We start from the raw sequence: 15,179 nt of genomic DNA on the forward strand, positions 1-15,179 counted from the left end.
TATGCGCTAACAGCTTACAGTGCCGGCATGCTATAGCCTTCGATCTTGGCGGCTTGTACCAGCCCGGCCAGATACTCGTGCATGGCCTTGTTGCCGGCCATCTGGGTCAGGTACTGCTGCAGGCGTTCCTTGATGTCGTCAAAGCCGATCTGGCCGCCCTGGGTCCGTTCGTTGACCTGGATGATGTGGAAGCCAAACTGGGTTTGCACCAGGCTGGGGGTGATCTGGCCGGCTTCGGTGCTGAATACGGCTTGTTCGAATTCCGGCACCATCTGGCCACGGCCAAACTGGCCGAGGCTGCCGCCTTGCTGGCCGGACGGGCAGGTGGAGTGCTCGCGGGCCAGGTCGGCAAAGCGGGCCGGGTTGGCTTGCACTTCGGCCAGCACGCCTTCGGCCTTGGATTTGGCCAGCATATTGCCCAGCTCGTCGCCAGCGCCCAGCGGGAACAGGATGTGGCTGGCCACGGCGGATTCGCCGCTGGCAAAGCGTTCCGGGAACTCGTCGTAGAAGGCGCGGCAGGTGGCTTCGTCCACCGGCTCAACCTGGATTTCTTTTTCCAGCAGCGCACCGATGGCAGCGTTCGGATTGGCACCATCCAGGCCTTCGGCCTTGGCTTTTTGCAGCAGCAGTTCGCGCAGGATCAGTTCTTGTACGGTGGCATCGCGCGGATTGGGCGCGTCTGCGTGGTTTTCCTGTTCAGCCTGCACCATGGCTTCGGTGATTTCGACGCCGTTTACGATAATGGCCATGTGATTTTCCTGTGTGGAGGGTAAGTGAGACGCTGCAAAATGTACGGCGTAGTGAAGTAGGGCATTAAATGGGGCTGCAGGGGCGGATGTCAATAGTGGCTCGTGATTCCGGCTGCGTTTACCGCAAATTGCTAATCATTGTTAATGTTGCCGCCGGCTTATTACAAAAACACATTTAGCCCTGCTGGCTTAAGCAGCGGTTCATCTGCGGGCGTTTCAATGTCGGGTATCAATAAAAAGAAGGATACCGGGCATGAAAACATTCAGTTGGAAAACCCATCCTGTTGCCTCTGCCATGCTGCTGATGGCGCTGGCCTTTCTGTTTTGTCACGGCTTGTATATTGCCTGGCCGGACAATTACTTCGCCTGGCGGCACGAGCTGATGCTGCTCAGTGGTGTCGAGCTGATCATGCTGATGTCGCTGGGCATGCTGCTGGGCATGCGCCCGCTGTGGCTGGAAAAACTGTGGGGCGGGCTGGACAAGCTCTACGGATTGCATCGCCGCCTGGGCATTGCCGCCGGGCTGATGCTGTCGGCACACTGGCTGCTGGACCTGTCGCCGCGCTGGCTGATCCAGCTGGGGCTGATTGCCCCCAAGGTACGCCATGGCGGCCCGCATCTGTTTTCCTGGACGAGCCTGGCAAAGCAGGTGGGCGAGTGGGCGGCCTGGGCTGTGCTGGGCCTGGTCATCATCGCCTTGCTGCGCATGGTGCCATATGGCTTCTGGCGCAAGCTGCACAAGCTGTTTGCCCCGGTTTACCTGATGGGGGCCTTTCATAGCGTCATTCTGACTCCGTCTGCTTTCTGGTGGACGCCACTGGGCTGGCTGCTGGCGCTGCTGCTGCTGGCGGGTAGCTATGCCGCGATGGTTTCCCTGCGGCGCAAGGTGGGCAGCCTGCAGCGGCATGTTGGCACCATTACTGCCGTTGAGGCCTTGCCGGGCAATATGCTGGAGTTGCGTTGTGACGTGCCGCGCTGGCCCGGTCACCTGGCTGGCCAGTTTGCCTTGCTGCGACTTGATGCAGCGGAAGGCGCACATCCCTTTACCATTGCATCAGCCTGGCAGGGGCAGGGTGAGTTACGTTTTGTCATCAAGGCACTGGGCGATTACACCCGCAGCTTGCCCGGCCGCCTGCAGCCGGGAGGCGAGGTGGTCGTCGAGGGGCCGTATGGCGGTTTTACCGGTGGGCAGGAAGGGCTGGCTCCGCAAGGCTCACAAGTATGGGTGGCTGGTGGGGTGGGCGTGACGCCCTTTCTTGCCTGGCTGCAGGCGCAGTGGCAGCCACTGCGTGCGCCGGTGGATTTCTTTTATTGCGTGCGCCATGCCGGTGAGGCGGTCAGGCTGGATGAGTTACGCCATGCGTGTGAGCGTCTGGGGGTAAGGCTGCATCTGCTGGAGAGTGATCATGGCCAGCGGCTGACTGCACAGGCCTTGCCGTCGACTGCTGCGGATGTGTGGTTTTGCGGGCCGGAGGGATTGGGGCAGAGCCTGCAGCGCCAGTTGGCCAGTCGCTCGCAGCCGCCGCGTTTTCACCACGAGGCTTTCTCGCTGCGCTAAGCGTGGTGGTAGCGGCTAGAACAGGTCGATATCGCCGCTGGCGACTGCTACCTCGTTGACGAAGCCTTGCTGTTGCAGGGCTTCAAACTGGTTGACCTGATTGCGGCCATTGGTTTTCGAGTGGTACAGCGCCTTGTCGGCCCGGTCGATGACCTGGGAGGGCACAAAACTCTGGTCGAGCCGGGTAAAGCCTATGCTGACCGTGACCTGACCTACCTGCGGGAAGGGCTGATTGGAGATGCGTTCACAAAAGCCCTCCAGGATGGCCTGGGCCTTTTCTGCGCTGACCGCACGGAACAGGATGGCGAACTCCTCGCCACCATAGCGGTACAGGCCGTCTTCTTCACCAAAAAACTGCTGCATGCGCTGAGCCAGCATCAGCAGTACCTCGTCGCCGATGATATGGCCGTAGTTATCGTTGACCCGTTTGAAATGATCGATATCCAGCAGGGCGAGAAAGGGTAGCCGGGGTAGTTCGGCATGCTGGCTGGCGACCAGGGTATAGAGCTGGGAGTCGAACTTGCGGCGGTTGTTAAGCCCGGTCAGGGTGTCACTATCCGAGGCGTGCAGCAGGTTGAGGAAGTTTTCGTGAATGCGTGCCAGTGCCAGCAGCAGGGTGTGGTCGATGTCGGTATCGTGGTTCGGCGTCACCATCAGCACCGCCACCACCTGGTTGATCTGATAGAGCGGTACGCACAGGCCGGTTTCGGTTTGGTAAACCGGCTGGCGCTCATCCTGCTGCTGCAGAATGCGCAGTATTTTTCTGTTGGGTAATGTCCAGGGCTGGTTCGGGAGTGGTTCTTGGTCGGGATGATCAAGCTGGATGCGCCACCAGGGATGGCCATCGATCCAGCGGCAGTTGTATAGCGCCACGGTGCAGTTGGGCATCAATTCGCGCAGCGTGGTCAGCAGACTGATTTCCAGTGTCTTGCGTTCGCGCTGGGCAGTCAGCTCGACCAGGCTGTCCAGTATTTCCGGGAGAGGATAGTCTGGGGGCATGGTATCCGGGGTGGTCCTGCTTATTTCCATGGTGGTGATGTCCAGCGCGGATGCTGCATTCATGACAAGGTGATGAATGCAGTATATGCAGCACGGATGGGTTTTTCCACGTCGGGACGGACCAGGCTTTCAGCCTGGCCGTCCCGGTTTGCTTCAACTGCGGCCGGTGCTGCCGAAGCCGCCTTCGCCCCGTTCCGACTGGCTGAAATCATCGACCAGATTGAACTGCACCTGTACCACCGGCACGATGATCATCTGGGCGATGCGTTCCAGCGGTGCCAGCCGGAAGGCGGTATGGCCACGGTTCCACACCGAAACAAACAGCTGTCCCTGGTAGTCGGAATCGATCAGCCCCACCAGATTGCCCAGCACGATGCCGTGCTTGTGACCCAGGCCGGAGCGCGGCAGGATCATGGCGGCCAGTTTGGGGTCGGCAATGTGGATGGCCATGCCGGTGGGGACCAGCTGGGTTTCACCCGGGGCAATCAGCAGGTCCTTGTCGATGGCGGCGCGCAGGTCCAGGCCGGCAGAGCCGGGCGTGGCGTAGTCGGGGAGGTTGTCGTGCAGGCGCGGGTCCAGCACTTTGACGTCTACAACAGGTTTCATGATGGTTTTCCTGCAATAAGGAGTGGGCAGGCAGGCGCGCTGGCCTGCCTTGTCTAGGCATGTCGTCTGGAGGTTGCGACTCAGCGGTTGAGCATGGCGGCCAGGTGCTCAACGATGGCCTTGGCCACGGCGGGCTTGGGCATTTCCGGTAGCGCGTGCTCACCGGCATCGTCCAGCAGTACCACCTGGTTGCTATCCGCACCCATGGCGTGTTGCGCCAGATTGGCCACCAGCAGCGGCAGCCGTTTTTTCTTGCGTTTGCGCTCGGCAAACTCCAGCAGATTCTGGCTTTCGGCGGCAAAACCGACACAGAAGGGCGCTGCCGGCAGGCTGGCGACGCTGGCCAGGATGTCCGGGTTTTCTTCCAGTTCGATCACCGGCAGGCCGGCTTCTTTCTTGATCTTGTGTGCGGAGCGGTTTTTCACCCGGTAGTCCGCCACGGCGGCCACCGCGATGAAGATATCGGCCCGGCCCACTTCCAGCATCACGCTATCGTGCATCTGGCGTGCGCTGTCAACATTGATGCGCGTCATGCCGATGGGGGCTGGCATGCCGGTCGGGCCGGAAATCAGCGTGACTTCGGCACCGGCATCACGACAGGCACGCGCCAGGGCATAGCCCATCTTGCCGGAGCTGATATTGGTGATGCCGCGTACGGTATCGATGGCTTCATAAGTGGGGCCGGCGGTCAGCACCACTTTTTTGCCGGCCAGGTTTTTGGCCGCGAAGAAACCTTCCAGCATTTCGGCGAGGTCTTCCGGCTCCAGCATGCGGCCTTCGCCCACTTCACCACAGGCCTGTTCGCCGGAGGCCGGCCCCCAAACCGCTACGCCGTCGGCCCGCAGTTGGGCGACATTGCGCTGGGTGGGCGGGTTCTGCCACATCTGGCGGTTCATGGCCGGGGCTACGATCAGCGGACAGGTACGGGCGGCCGCCAGGGTGGAAATGAGGTCGTCGCTGACGCCATGCGCCAGCTTGTAGAGCAGATTGGTACTGGCCGGGGCGATCAGAAACACATCGGCGCGGCGGGACAGTTCGATGTGCGCCATGGCGTTGTCCGGGCGCGGGTCCCACAAATCGCTGTAGACGGCATGGCCGGACAGGGCCTGAAAGGTAAGCGGGGTAACGAAACGGGTGGCTACATCGGTCATCACCACCTCGACCTTGTGGCCGGCCTTGACCAGCAGGCGGGTCAGTTCGGCGGCCTTGTAGGCGGCAATGCCACCGCTCACGCCAAGCAGGATGCGTCTGGCTGTCATGGGGCTTCTCAACGTGCTGTGCAGTAAAGGCGAAAGTGTACCGGATTTTGTCCAGCGTCGTGCTGCGGCTTGCAACTGGCCCTTGGCAAGGCGGGTGGTGCACAGGGCGGTGGATATGATGATTGCCGACTGCCTGCAAACAGGCTATAGCCAGAGTAAGGGTGACACATTCATGTCCATCAATGATTGGCCGCTGGCGGAGCGGCCACGCGAAAAACTGTTGGCACAGGGTGCTGCCGCCCTGTCAGATGCCGAGTTGCTGGCCATTTTCCTGCGTACCGGCATCCGCGGTATGACAGCGGTGGATATGGCACGGCAGTTGCTAGGGCAGTTTGGTTCGCTGGCGGCGCTGCTGGGCTGTCGGCTGGACGATTTCGAACGCTGTCCGGGGCTGGGTGCGGCGAAATACGCCCAACTGATGGCATGCAAGGAGCTGGCGCGGCGCGCACTGGCTGAGGAGATGAATCTCAGCGATGCGCTGCAAAACCCGGCGGCAGTGAAGGATTACCTGCGCTGGGTGATTGGGCGGCGCGATGTCGAGGTGTTCGTGGTGCTGTTCCTGACCGCACAGCACCGGGTGATTACGGTGGAAGAGGTATTCAGCGGCACCCTGACCGAAACCAGGGTCTATCCACGGGAAGTGGCGCGGCGCTGTTTGCAGCACAATGCCGCTGGGGTGATCGTGGCGCACAACCACCCCTCGGGCGTGGCAGAGCCGTCGGCGGCGGACCGCAGTCTCACCGACAGCCTGCGGGCGACGCTGGCGCTGGTGGATTGCCGCCTGCTGGATCATTTTGTGGTGACGGGCAGCCAGGCGGTGTCGTTTGCCGAACTGGGCTGGTTGTGAAGGAGGGTGCGGATCGGTGTTGCGGCGGCCTGACAGTGCTGCGGTAGCTGACGGGCGCATCGGGTGGATGACTGTCGGCTGTGATCTTGTCTCTCAACTGCATCACAAGGAGCTTGCCATGAACATCCTGCGCTTGCTGAATGAGTCGGATTACATTCAGGTCAACAACCAGTTTATCAAGCCGGACCAGCACGGTGCCTCGGAAGAATTCGCCGATGAGGACGATGTCGTGCTGGAGGCCCATGTCGATGGCCAGGATCTGGTGCTGACGCTGGGCGATCTGGAAGACGCCACGCCGCTGGCCGATGGCGGCTTCTGGCTGGAGGGGGTGGGCTATCTACGCTTTCTGTCGCGCCAGAGCCTGCATTGAAGCCAGCCGCTCAGCCATGGCTGCCTGCCATTCCAACCCGGACTGTTCCGGGTTTTTTGTTGCCTGCCGCCCGGTTTGGCTGCGGTATTTTGCCCTGGGCCGGGTGCTGGCTGCATGCAGTTTGATTTGTCTCAAATCTGCGCAGGCTGGTGGCTGTTAGAGTGTCGGATCTTATTCTAAAGGCATAATCTGCCGCATCGAGGGTGACATGGAAAAATTCAGGATCGGCATGATAGGCGCGGGTGTAACTGGTGCCCCGCTGCTCCGGCAACTGCTGGATGCCCCGTTTGTCGAGATGGTTGGGGTGGCTGATCTGGATTTGCGTCTGCCCGGCATCGAACTGGCCCGCGAACGCGGTGTGCCGGTGACCAGCAACTTCATCGAGATCGCCGAGCAGGGCGACCAGGTCGACATCATCATCGACGTGACCGGCTCGCGCAAGGTGCGCGAAGACCTGCGCCGTTTCATGCAGTTTTCCGGCAACAGCCACACTGTGATCGTGCATGAGCGCATCGCCTTGCTGATGATGTCGCTGGGTGCGGGGGCGCAGGTGGAGACCCAGCACGAGGAATTGGGCTACTAAGACCCGCAGACAAAAGCCCCGCGCCTGCGTTGCGCCTCCTTGCCGTACGCCTTGTACTGCTTGTGTCGGCGCGCCTTGGCCCGGGTTCTCAGCGAGATTCTGTTAGCGGCCGCAGTGTGTAGTAAACCGAAAACCCGGCCGCGGCCGGGTTTTTGCATGGCATGACCAGCTAGTGCCTCAGCCGAACCCGCGCTGTTGCAGGCTCAGGTACAGCATGCCGGCGGTGATGGCATCGTTGAGTGCATCATGGCGCGGCAAGGCGGGGATGTGCAGGTCTTCGTTCAGCACTGACAGCCGCAGGTCGATGTAGGCACCGGGGTTCTGCTTGAACTTGTAATCGTAATAGCGGCCGGAGATTTCGATCTGGCGATTGGGCAGGCCAATACCGGTGATGGCGCGCACGTATTTGTTGAGCACCGCGACATCGTATTCCAGGTAATAACCGACCAGTGGCCGGCCGCCGATGAAATCCAGCAGCTGTCGTACTGCCTCGTCGGCATCCAGTCCCTCGGACACGTCCATCGGGCGCAGGCCGTGGATGCTGATATTGCGGCTTTCCAGCTTGCGCGTGGGCTTGACCAGCACATAAAAGGCCTGGCTGGACAGGATGCGGTTGCCACGCAGCCGCACGGCACCGATGGAAAGCAGCTCTGCTTCCTGCACTTTCAGGCTGGTGGTTTCACAGTCCACGCTGACTACTTCTTCATCCAGCTCTTCGAACAGCGCTGCATAGCGCGGGTCTTTCAACTGGCGCTGCTGCCATTGCCGCTTTAACCGGGCCAGCATCAGAAGCTCCCCAGGCGGAAGTGATGGCGTAGCTGGGCGCGGAATTTCTTCACTACCCCCAGTGCATCTTTCAGCAAGTCACGTTCCAGCGTGGAGAGCTGGTCCGGTTCTATCTGGTTGCCCGGCAGCTTGCCCAGCGACAATTGCTGCAGGCCCTGACTGAGCTTGAGGGTGAGCAGGAAGGACAGCGATTCGGCAATTTCGTTGGCCAGTTCCTTGTCCAGATGACCGGCTTCGGCCAGAGCGTGCAGGCGGTCGAAGGTGTTGCACTGGGTCAGGCCATGTTCCAGCGCCAGCGAGCGCACGCCATGGACCAGCGGGAAAATGCCGCCTTTTTTCAGGTCGAGCACGGCCTTGCCATTGCGCTCCTTGGTGAGCAGGTGGGAGAACAGCCCCAGCGGGGTGTCGAACTGCTCGATGGCGCGGGCGAAGCGGGAAAAGAAGCTGGCATCGTCACGCAACTGGCGCATGAGGTAGTCGTGGCTGCTCTGCAGCAGGCTGCTGTCGCCGGCCACGGCCTCGGCATCCACGTAAATGGCCAGATTCATCAGCGCGTGGCCATCCGGCTGATAGACCCATTGGTGAATCTGTTGCTGCAGCTGGCTTTCGGTCAGCCGCCATGCAGCATTGTTGACCATGATCTGCCCCTGGCAGGGCGGGTAGCCAAAGCGGGCCAGCGCGGCGGAAAAGGCCTCGCAGATGGCGGGCAATTCGGGGTGGTTGAAGCCGTTGCGCAGGATGAGGGCGTTGTCCTGATCGGTTTTCAGTATCTGCTCGCCACGGCCTTCTGAGCCCATGACCAGCAGGCAGCTGTTCTGTTGCAGCGCGGGCGGAGCCAGTAATTGCCAGGTGCGGGCGAACAGCCGCGCGTTGAGGGTTTGCACCAGCCGGCCCAGTTGCGGGGCCTTGACGCCGTGGCTGGACAGGATTTGTACCAGCCGGGTGATCTGACCCGCGATGTCGGCCAGTTCGTCCAGGGTGTCGGCCCGTTCCAGGCGTTGGGCAATCAGGTGCGAGTGGTTGGAGAAGTAAGACAGGATGTCCACTTGCGACAGTATGCCGATGGCCTCGCTATTCTCGGTCACCACCAGGCGGCGGATATTGCGCCGGGTCATGATCAACAGGGCGTTGAACAGGAAGTCGCCTACATCCACGGTTAGGAGTTCGAAGCGGCACAGCGTGGCCAGCGCCGTGCTGCCCGGTATCTCGTTGAGTACGATGTCGCGAAAATCGGTGGTGGTGAAAATGCCCAGCTTGCCGTCGTGCCGCACCAGCACCGATTTGACCTTTTTTTCCTTCATCACACGCGCGGCGTCACGCACGCTGGTGTGGCCATCGACAAACACCGGGGTGCGGCTGCCCACGTCGCGCACGGTGGCGGTGAGCAGGGTTTGCAGCTCGCGGTTGCCGGCACGCTGCGCCATGCTGCCGAATTTTTCCGACACGCTGGCATAAAAATACGCCCCAAAGCGCGGATTCTGCTCGGTCAGTGCCAGTACTACATCACGCGGCAGGGTGTAGACCAGCGCTTCCTCGTGTACCACGAAGCGGTGTGGGGTCTGGCCCGCCACCATGGCGCGGGCGTCGAAGGTATCGCGCTCGCGGTACAGGGTGATGACTTCGTCGCCGGCCATTTCACGCACGCTGCCTTTGAGCACCACATAGAGCGCTTCCACCCGCTCGCTGGGGCTGAGCAGGCATTCTTCGTCAGCAAAAAACTGGATGTCGGCGTTTTTTTCCAGCGTTTGCTGCTCGCTGGGGCTGAGGGTGTCGAATGGCGGATGGCTGAAATCGAATCGGCTCATGTGGTCTTCCTGTGGCGCTATTGTTATCCATGGCTGCGAGAGGGGCTTTGCCAGCAGCATAACGCGGAAGTGGCGGGGCGCAAATGTGAAAAAGCCGTTTCTGCTGAGAAACGGCGATGACGGTGTGGCGCGTGGTTGCGGGCGCGGCTCAGCTGTTGCCGGAGCTGACCAGCAAAGGCGCACCGTCGCGGAACAGCAGCAACTGGCCGGCTTCCAGCTGGGTCCAGCTTTCATTGTCGGTCAGCGGCTGGGTGGCCACCACGGCCACGCGGTCGTGGGGTGTGGTGACGGTGGAGAAATCCACGGTGACGTCGTCGTCCACCAGATGGGCCTTGTTGAACGGTGCCTGGCGAATGATGTAGTGCAGATGGGTGGCGCAATGGGCAAACAGCACCTCGCCATTGCTCAGCATGAAGTTGAACACGCCATGCTGGCGGATCTCGGCGGCCAGGCGGTCGACCTCGGCAAACAGCTCGTCCAGCTGCGGTGCGCTGCACCATTTGCGGCGCAGCTGTTCCAGCAGGTAGCAGAAAGCGCGTTCCGAATCGGTGCTGCCTACCGGATTGAAGTGGCAGCCGGCTTCCGGCTGGAAGGTTTTCAGATCGCCGTTGTGGGCAAAAATCCAGTACTGGCCCCACATCTCGCGCATGAAGGGGTGGGTATTGGCCAGATTGACCTCGCCCTGGGTGGCTTTACGGATGTGGGCGATGACGTTTTGCGACTTGATCGGGTAGTTGCGCACCAGATGGGCGACCGCGGATTCTACGGACGGTTTGTCGTCCAGAAAGATGCGGCAGCCCTTGCCCTCGAAAAAGGCGATGCCCCAGCCATCGGCGTGGTGATCGGTCAGGCCGCCACGGCGGTGAAAGCCTTCGAAGGAAAACAGGATGTCGGTCGGGGTATTGCAGTTCATGCCTAGTAGCTGGCACATGAGGTCATTGCTCGCAAATAGGGGTGTATCGGGTGTGACAGCCAGTCTGGGCGCGCCATCTGGCCTGATCCGAGCATAGTCGATTCGGGCAGGTGCGACAATTGGCGGGCGCGAAATCAATGCGTGCACATTTGATAGAAAATATTAATTCACAATTTAAAACTTGATTATGCGGTGACCGGGATATACGATTTTACTAAATACTATTTAAATAAATTATTTAATATAGAGCGTGGCGACAATGAAGCGATACTGCATGTCCAGCCTGCTGCTTGGCCTGTGTGTGGCCAGCAGCAGCCTGATGGCGGAAACTCCCCTGTGGCAGCAAGCTGACTATGCGGCTGCCATTCTCAAGGCCCGTGCTGGCGAACCGGCCCCGGCGCTGGCGATGCTGGAAAGCCAGCGCGCCCGCGCTCCCCTGCAAGGCAGCCTGCTCGACGATTACCTGACCCTGTTGTGCTGGAGTGGCCGGCCGGATGATGCCTTGGCCAGCCTGCCATCGGCGCGCGCTGGCTTGCGTAGCGACACCCTGGCCTTGCTGGCCCGTGCTGCCCGCGACACCAAGCACTATCCACTGGCGGTCGAGCTTTACCAGACGCTGTTGCAGCGTGAGGCCCGTGCCGACTGGACCGCCGGCTTGGCCATGGCCCAGGCCGAGGCCGGGCTGCTGGCTGATGCGCGCCATACGCTGGACCAGGCTGAGCTGACCGCGCCGGCCGGCGACGTGCGCGAACTGCTGCGGGCGCGGGGCTATGTGCTGATTCAGGCCGGCCAGTTGACCGAGGCGCTGGCTTATCTGCAGCGCCGGCAAGCCGAGTATCCGGACGATGTGCCGCTGCAAAGCCTGCTGGTGGAGGTGCAACTGCGGCTGAGCATGCCACAGCAAGCGCTGGCCACGGCGCGGCGCGGCGGTGCGGCAGATGCTGTTTTGCTGCGGCAGGCCGAGTTTGACCGTATCGCCACCCTGAGCCGCTGGGGCCGGGTGCAGGAGAGTTTGCAAAACGGCATGGAGCGGCATGCGCAAACCGATGCTGCTCTGGCACAGAACCAGCAATGGCTGGATGCGCTGCCCGCCACGGAAACCCGCTTTACCACACTGGCACTGGATGACCGCTTGCAGATGCTGACCCAGCGCGGCCGCTTTGCCGACACGCTGCAGCTCTACCAGGCGCATCCCGGGCTGCCCTGGTCTCCCTATGCGCGTGCCGCCGTGGCCGATGCCTATCTGGCACAGCGCCAGCCTGAGTTGGCCGCTGCTTTGTATCGTGCGGCGCTGCAGGCGAAGCCGGCAGCGGATGAAGCGCTGGATTGGCGCAGCGGGCTGGTGTACGCCTTGCTGGAGAGCAACGACTTTGCCGGCGTCTGCGCCGAGCTGGCCGCCATGCGCGCGACCACGCCGCGTGTGCGCAGCAATGCCGCCGGCCAGCGCAGTTTTAATCCGGACTATCAGCGGGTGATGTTGCTGGATGCCATGCTGGCGGCCTATCAAGACCAGACCCGTGCCGCCTGGCTGCAAGTGGAACAGCTGCTGCGCGATGCCCCCTTCAATGCCGAACTACGCCAGAACCAGGCCGCGCTGGCCTTGCTGCGCGGCTGGCCGCGTCGTGCCGGTGACATTTACCGCCGCTTGCAGGTGGACGATCCGGCCTCGCTCGAGGCCCGGGCCGGGCTGGCCAGTGTGGCGCTGGATACCTGGGAATATCCGCAGGCAGCAGCCCTGCTGGGCGAACTGCGGCAACAGCGACCGGACTGGAAAGAGCTGGACAGGTTGCAGCGCAGCTATGACTGGTCGCAACGGCCGGAGCTGACCGTGGAGGCCGGGCGTGACTTGTCCGGTGGCCAGGGCAGCAGCGAGCAAAATGCCTGGGATACGCTGTCCCGGCTCTATTCCGCAGCTGTCGGCCACTGGCGGCTGTTTGCCCAGCATCAGCTGCAGCGTGCCAGTTATGTGGATCAGCCTGAACCGGCCCGTTATGAAAGTGGCGGCTTGGGGCTGCAATACCGCAGCGTGCAGGGCAGTGGCGAGTTTGGCGTGCTGGCCGGTCTGGATGGCCAGAGTCAGGCTGGCGCTTTTGCTGGCTACAACTGGACGCCGGATGACCAGTGGAGTCTGGGTGCGCGCTACGAGCAGAACAGTGCCGACACTCCGCTCAAGGCGCGGCTGAGCCAGATCCGTGGCAACAAGGCCGAGCTGCATGCCGGCTACCGGGTGGACGACTACCGCCAGTTTTCCCTGCAACTGAGCCAACTGTCGTTGTCCGACGGCAATCTGCGCCAGTCGCTGGGCGGCGGCTGGACCGAACGCTGGTATAGCGGCCCGCTCTACAAGCTGGACAGCACGCTGTGGCTGGCTGCCAGCCACAATCGCGATACCCCTTCCGCACTGTATTTCAATCCGCAGAGCGATAGCGAAGCCGATCTCACCATCACCCAGGACTGGCGCTTGTGGGGTCGTTACGACAACAGCCTGCATCAGCGGCTGGGGCTGACGGTTGGCACATACCAGCAGCAAGGCTATGGCAGCGGTGGAGTGTGGGGGCTGATGCTGGAGCAGGAGTGGCGCTGGGGTGAGCGTGCCAGCCTGCGCTATGGCTATAGCCGGGTGCGTCACCCTTATGACGGCAAGGCTGATTTTGGCAGCAAGGTCTATCTGAATATCGATTGGCGGTTCTGATGAAAACGAAACAATGGTTTTTGGTCGTGTGGCTGGCCCTGTGCACACTGTTTGCGCTGGCCGCACCGGTGCAGGCCGGTTCCGGGCTGATCATCCTGTGTTACCACGAAGTGGGGCAGCCGGATGCGCGCAGCAACGACCCCTTTGCCGTGGATGCCCGCAGCCTGGTGCGGCAGATGGAATGGATGCGCGGGCAGGGCTATCAGTTTGTCAGCGTGGAGGATGTGCTGGCCGACCGCGCCGGCAAGAAGCCGCTGCCGGACAAGGCCGTGCTGCTGACCTTTGATGATGGCTACCGCAGCGTCTACACCCAGGTCTACCCGGTACTGCGCAGCTTGCATGCGCCGGCGCTGATCGCGCTGGTGGGCAGTTGGCTGGAACAGCCGGATAACGGCCAGGTGCGTTATGGCGACGGCCTGGTTCCGCGTAGCACCTTTCTGAGCTGGGAGCAGATCCGCGAAATGCAGGCCAGCGGCCTGGTGGAAGTGGCCAGCCATAGCTATGCCGAGCATTTTGGCCAGCTCGCCAATCCGCAGGGCAATAGCGAACCGGCCTTCACCTCGCTGGCCTGGAAGTCCGGCAGCTATGAAACCCCGGAAGCCTACCGGGCACGTGTCCGTGCCGATTTGCTGCGCAACAGCGAACTGCTCAAGGCCAGGCTGGGACAGGCCCCGCGTGTGATGGTCTGGCCCTATGGCAGCTATACCCGCGAAACGGCGGCCATCGCCGGTGAAGTGGGCATGCCGCTGGCCATGAGCCTGGACGAGGGCATCAACACGCGCCAGACCCCCCTGGCAGGGCTGCGCCGGCTGCTGCTGGACGCCAATATGAGCCTGCCTGATCTGGCCTGGCAGTTCCAGCAACTGGAAACCTGGCCGGACGGCATACGGCCGGAGCCCAGCCGCATCATGCATGTCGACCTCGACTATATCTACGACCCCGATCCGGCGCGGCAGGAGGAAAACCTGGGCCGTCTGCTGGACCGGGTCAAGGCCATGGGGGCCAGCACGGTCTATCTGCAAGCCTTTGCCAATCCCGAGGGCGATGGCGTGGCGCGCTCACTGTATTTCCCCAACCGCCACCTGCCGATGCGGGCCGATCTGTTCAACCGCGCCGTCTGGCAATTGCGCACCCGCGCCGGCGTGCGCGTCTACGCCTGGATGCCGCTGCTGGCTTTCGACTTGCCGCGTGAAAACCCGCTGCGTCAGCAAAGAGTGCTGGCACTGGGGCGGCAGGGGCTGCCGGAGCAGCAGGGCTATATCCGGCTGACGCCGTATTCGGCCGAGGCGCGCCAGACCATACGCGAGATTTACCAGGACCTGGCGCGCACGGTGCAGTTCGACGGCCTGCTATTCCATGACGACGCCACCCTGTCGGATGTGGAAGACATCAGTGGTGCCGCCATGGCGGCCAACCGTGCCATGGGCCTGCCGGATTCGCTGCCGGCCTTGCAACAGGACGAGGCAGCCCTGCAGCGCTGGAACGACAGCAAGACCAAGCTGCTGGACGACTTCACGCTCGAGCTGGCGCAAGTGGTGCGTACCTGGCAGCCCACGTTGAAAACCGCCCGCAATCTCTATGCCGGCGTGGTGATGAATCCGGCGACGGAAAGCTGGTTTGCCCAGTCCTATGTCACGGCACTGCAGCACTACGACCGGGTGGCCATCATGGCCATGCCCTATATGGAGAACGCCGCGCAGCCACGGCAATGGCTGCACCAGCTGTTTGACAAGGTAAAGGCCGTGCCCGGTGCGCTGGATCGCACGGTGTTCGAACTGCAGGCGCGGGACTGGCGCAACGGCAAGCCGATTCCCACCCGGGAAATGGCCGAAGTGGTGGATGAGCTGCATACCCGTGGTGCGCGCCATATCGCCTACTACCCGGACGACCTGTTCCAGGATCAGCCACGGCTGGCCGATTTCAAGGCGGCCTTTTCCATGCGCAGCCGCCCCGAACAGTAATTAAGTGCTACCGGCCGCGTGCCGGCTACCTGTCCCCAGCCCGGCGGCTGC

Annotated in this window: 12 protein-coding genes and 1 pseudogene; 6 read left to right on the forward strand and 7 right to left on the reverse strand. The window is 62.1% G+C overall.

All coding sequences use genetic code 11. The features are described 5' to 3' along the window. Window positions 1-14 precede the first annotated feature (14 nt). On the reverse strand, window positions 15-749 hold the full coding sequence (locus DBR44_RS08645; protein ID WP_124643677.1) for a peptidylprolyl isomerase: 735 nt from the start codon (window positions 747-749) through the stop codon (window positions 15-17). Between the two features lie 253 nt (window positions 750-1,002). Here DBR44_RS08645 and DBR44_RS08650 point away from each other — a divergent pair, with 253 nt between their 5' ends. After that, window positions 1,003-2,307, forward strand: coding sequence for a ferric reductase-like transmembrane domain-containing protein (locus DBR44_RS08650; protein WP_124643678.1), 1,305 nt, complete (start codon window positions 1,003-1,005; stop codon window positions 2,305-2,307). Between the two features lie 15 nt (window positions 2,308-2,322). Here the strand turns inward: DBR44_RS08650 and DBR44_RS08655 are convergent, their stop codons facing one another. The 3 genes from DBR44_RS08655 to coaBC all read right to left on the reverse strand — a co-directional run bounded on the left by DBR44_RS08655 (window position 2,323) and on the right by coaBC (window position 5,171). Beyond that, window positions 2,323-3,369 carry a GGDEF domain-containing protein gene (locus tag DBR44_RS08655; RefSeq protein WP_124643679.1) on the reverse strand — a complete coding sequence of 349 codons (1,047 nt, stop codon included), beginning with the start codon at window positions 3,367-3,369 and terminating at the stop codon, window positions 2,323-2,325. Window positions 3,370-3,459: 90 nt separating this feature from the next. Beyond that, the gene (dut, locus tag DBR44_RS08660; protein WP_059286425.1) at window positions 3,460-3,912 is read right to left on the reverse strand and encodes a dUTP diphosphatase; all 453 of its coding nucleotides are present in this window, start codon (window positions 3,910-3,912) and stop codon (window positions 3,460-3,462) included. 80 nt (window positions 3,913-3,992) lie between these two features. Next, entirely contained in the window at window positions 3,993-5,171 is a 1,179-nt protein-coding gene (gene coaBC, locus DBR44_RS08665; protein WP_124643680.1) for a bifunctional phosphopantothenoylcysteine decarboxylase/phosphopantothenate--cysteine ligase CoaBC, read from the reverse strand. Between the two features lie 172 nt (window positions 5,172-5,343). On the opposite strand from coaBC, the gene radC reads away from it, so the two are divergent. The 3 genes from radC (at window position 5,344) to DBR44_RS08680 (ending at window position 6,971) form a co-directional block, all read left to right on the forward strand. Further along, window positions 5,344-6,018: a DNA repair protein RadC gene (radC, locus tag DBR44_RS08670; protein ID WP_124643681.1), complete on the forward strand. Its 675-nt coding sequence runs from the start codon at window positions 5,344-5,346 to the stop codon at window positions 6,016-6,018. Window positions 6,019-6,136: 118 nt separating this feature from the next. Further along, complete coding sequence (locus DBR44_RS08675) at window positions 6,137-6,388, forward strand: hypothetical protein (protein ID WP_103526209.1); 252 nt, start codon at window positions 6,137-6,139, stop codon at window positions 6,386-6,388. A gap of 208 nt (window positions 6,389-6,596) precedes the next feature. Beyond that, window positions 6,597-6,971: an oxidoreductase gene (locus tag DBR44_RS08680; RefSeq protein WP_124643682.1), complete on the forward strand. Its 375-nt coding sequence runs from the start codon at window positions 6,597-6,599 to the stop codon at window positions 6,969-6,971. A 177-nt stretch (window positions 6,972-7,148) separates the two neighbouring features. Here the strand turns inward: DBR44_RS08680 and DBR44_RS08685 are convergent, their stop codons facing one another. The 3 genes and pseudogenes from DBR44_RS08685 to DBR44_RS08695 all read right to left on the reverse strand — a co-directional run. After that, the gene (locus DBR44_RS08685; RefSeq protein WP_124643683.1) at window positions 7,149-7,757 is read right to left on the reverse strand and encodes a 3'-5' exonuclease; all 609 of its coding nucleotides are present in this window, start codon (window positions 7,755-7,757) and stop codon (window positions 7,149-7,151) included. Beyond that, window positions 7,757-9,562: a putative nucleotidyltransferase substrate binding domain-containing protein gene (locus DBR44_RS08690; RefSeq protein WP_124643684.1), complete on the reverse strand. Its 1,806-nt coding sequence runs from the start codon at window positions 9,560-9,562 to the stop codon at window positions 7,757-7,759. Before DBR44_RS08690 ends, DBR44_RS08685 begins: the two co-directional genes overlap by 1 nt. 178 nt (window positions 9,563-9,740) lie before the next feature. Then, a pseudogene (locus DBR44_RS08695) lies at window positions 9,741-10,493 on the reverse strand (class II glutamine amidotransferase); the annotation flags it as partial. 256 nt (window positions 10,494-10,749) lie between these two features. Here DBR44_RS08695 and pgaA point away from each other — a divergent pair. After that, window positions 10,750-13,167, forward strand: a complete 2,418-nt coding sequence (gene pgaA / locus DBR44_RS08700) for a poly-beta-1,6 N-acetyl-D-glucosamine export porin PgaA (RefSeq protein ID WP_158613581.1) — start codon at window positions 10,750-10,752, stop codon at window positions 13,165-13,167. Further along, window positions 13,167-15,128, forward strand: a complete 1,962-nt coding sequence (gene pgaB / locus DBR44_RS08705; RefSeq protein WP_124643687.1) for a poly-beta-1,6-N-acetyl-D-glucosamine N-deacetylase PgaB — start codon at window positions 13,167-13,169, stop codon at window positions 15,126-15,128. Before pgaA ends, pgaB begins: the two co-directional genes overlap by 1 nt. Window positions 15,129-15,179 lie beyond the last annotated feature (51 nt).

Origin of the sequence: Aquitalea sp. FJL05, from assembly GCF_003852595.1 — a bacterium.
GTDB classification, from domain to species: domain Bacteria; phylum Pseudomonadota; class Gammaproteobacteria; order Burkholderiales; family Chromobacteriaceae; genus Aquitalea; species Aquitalea aquatilis.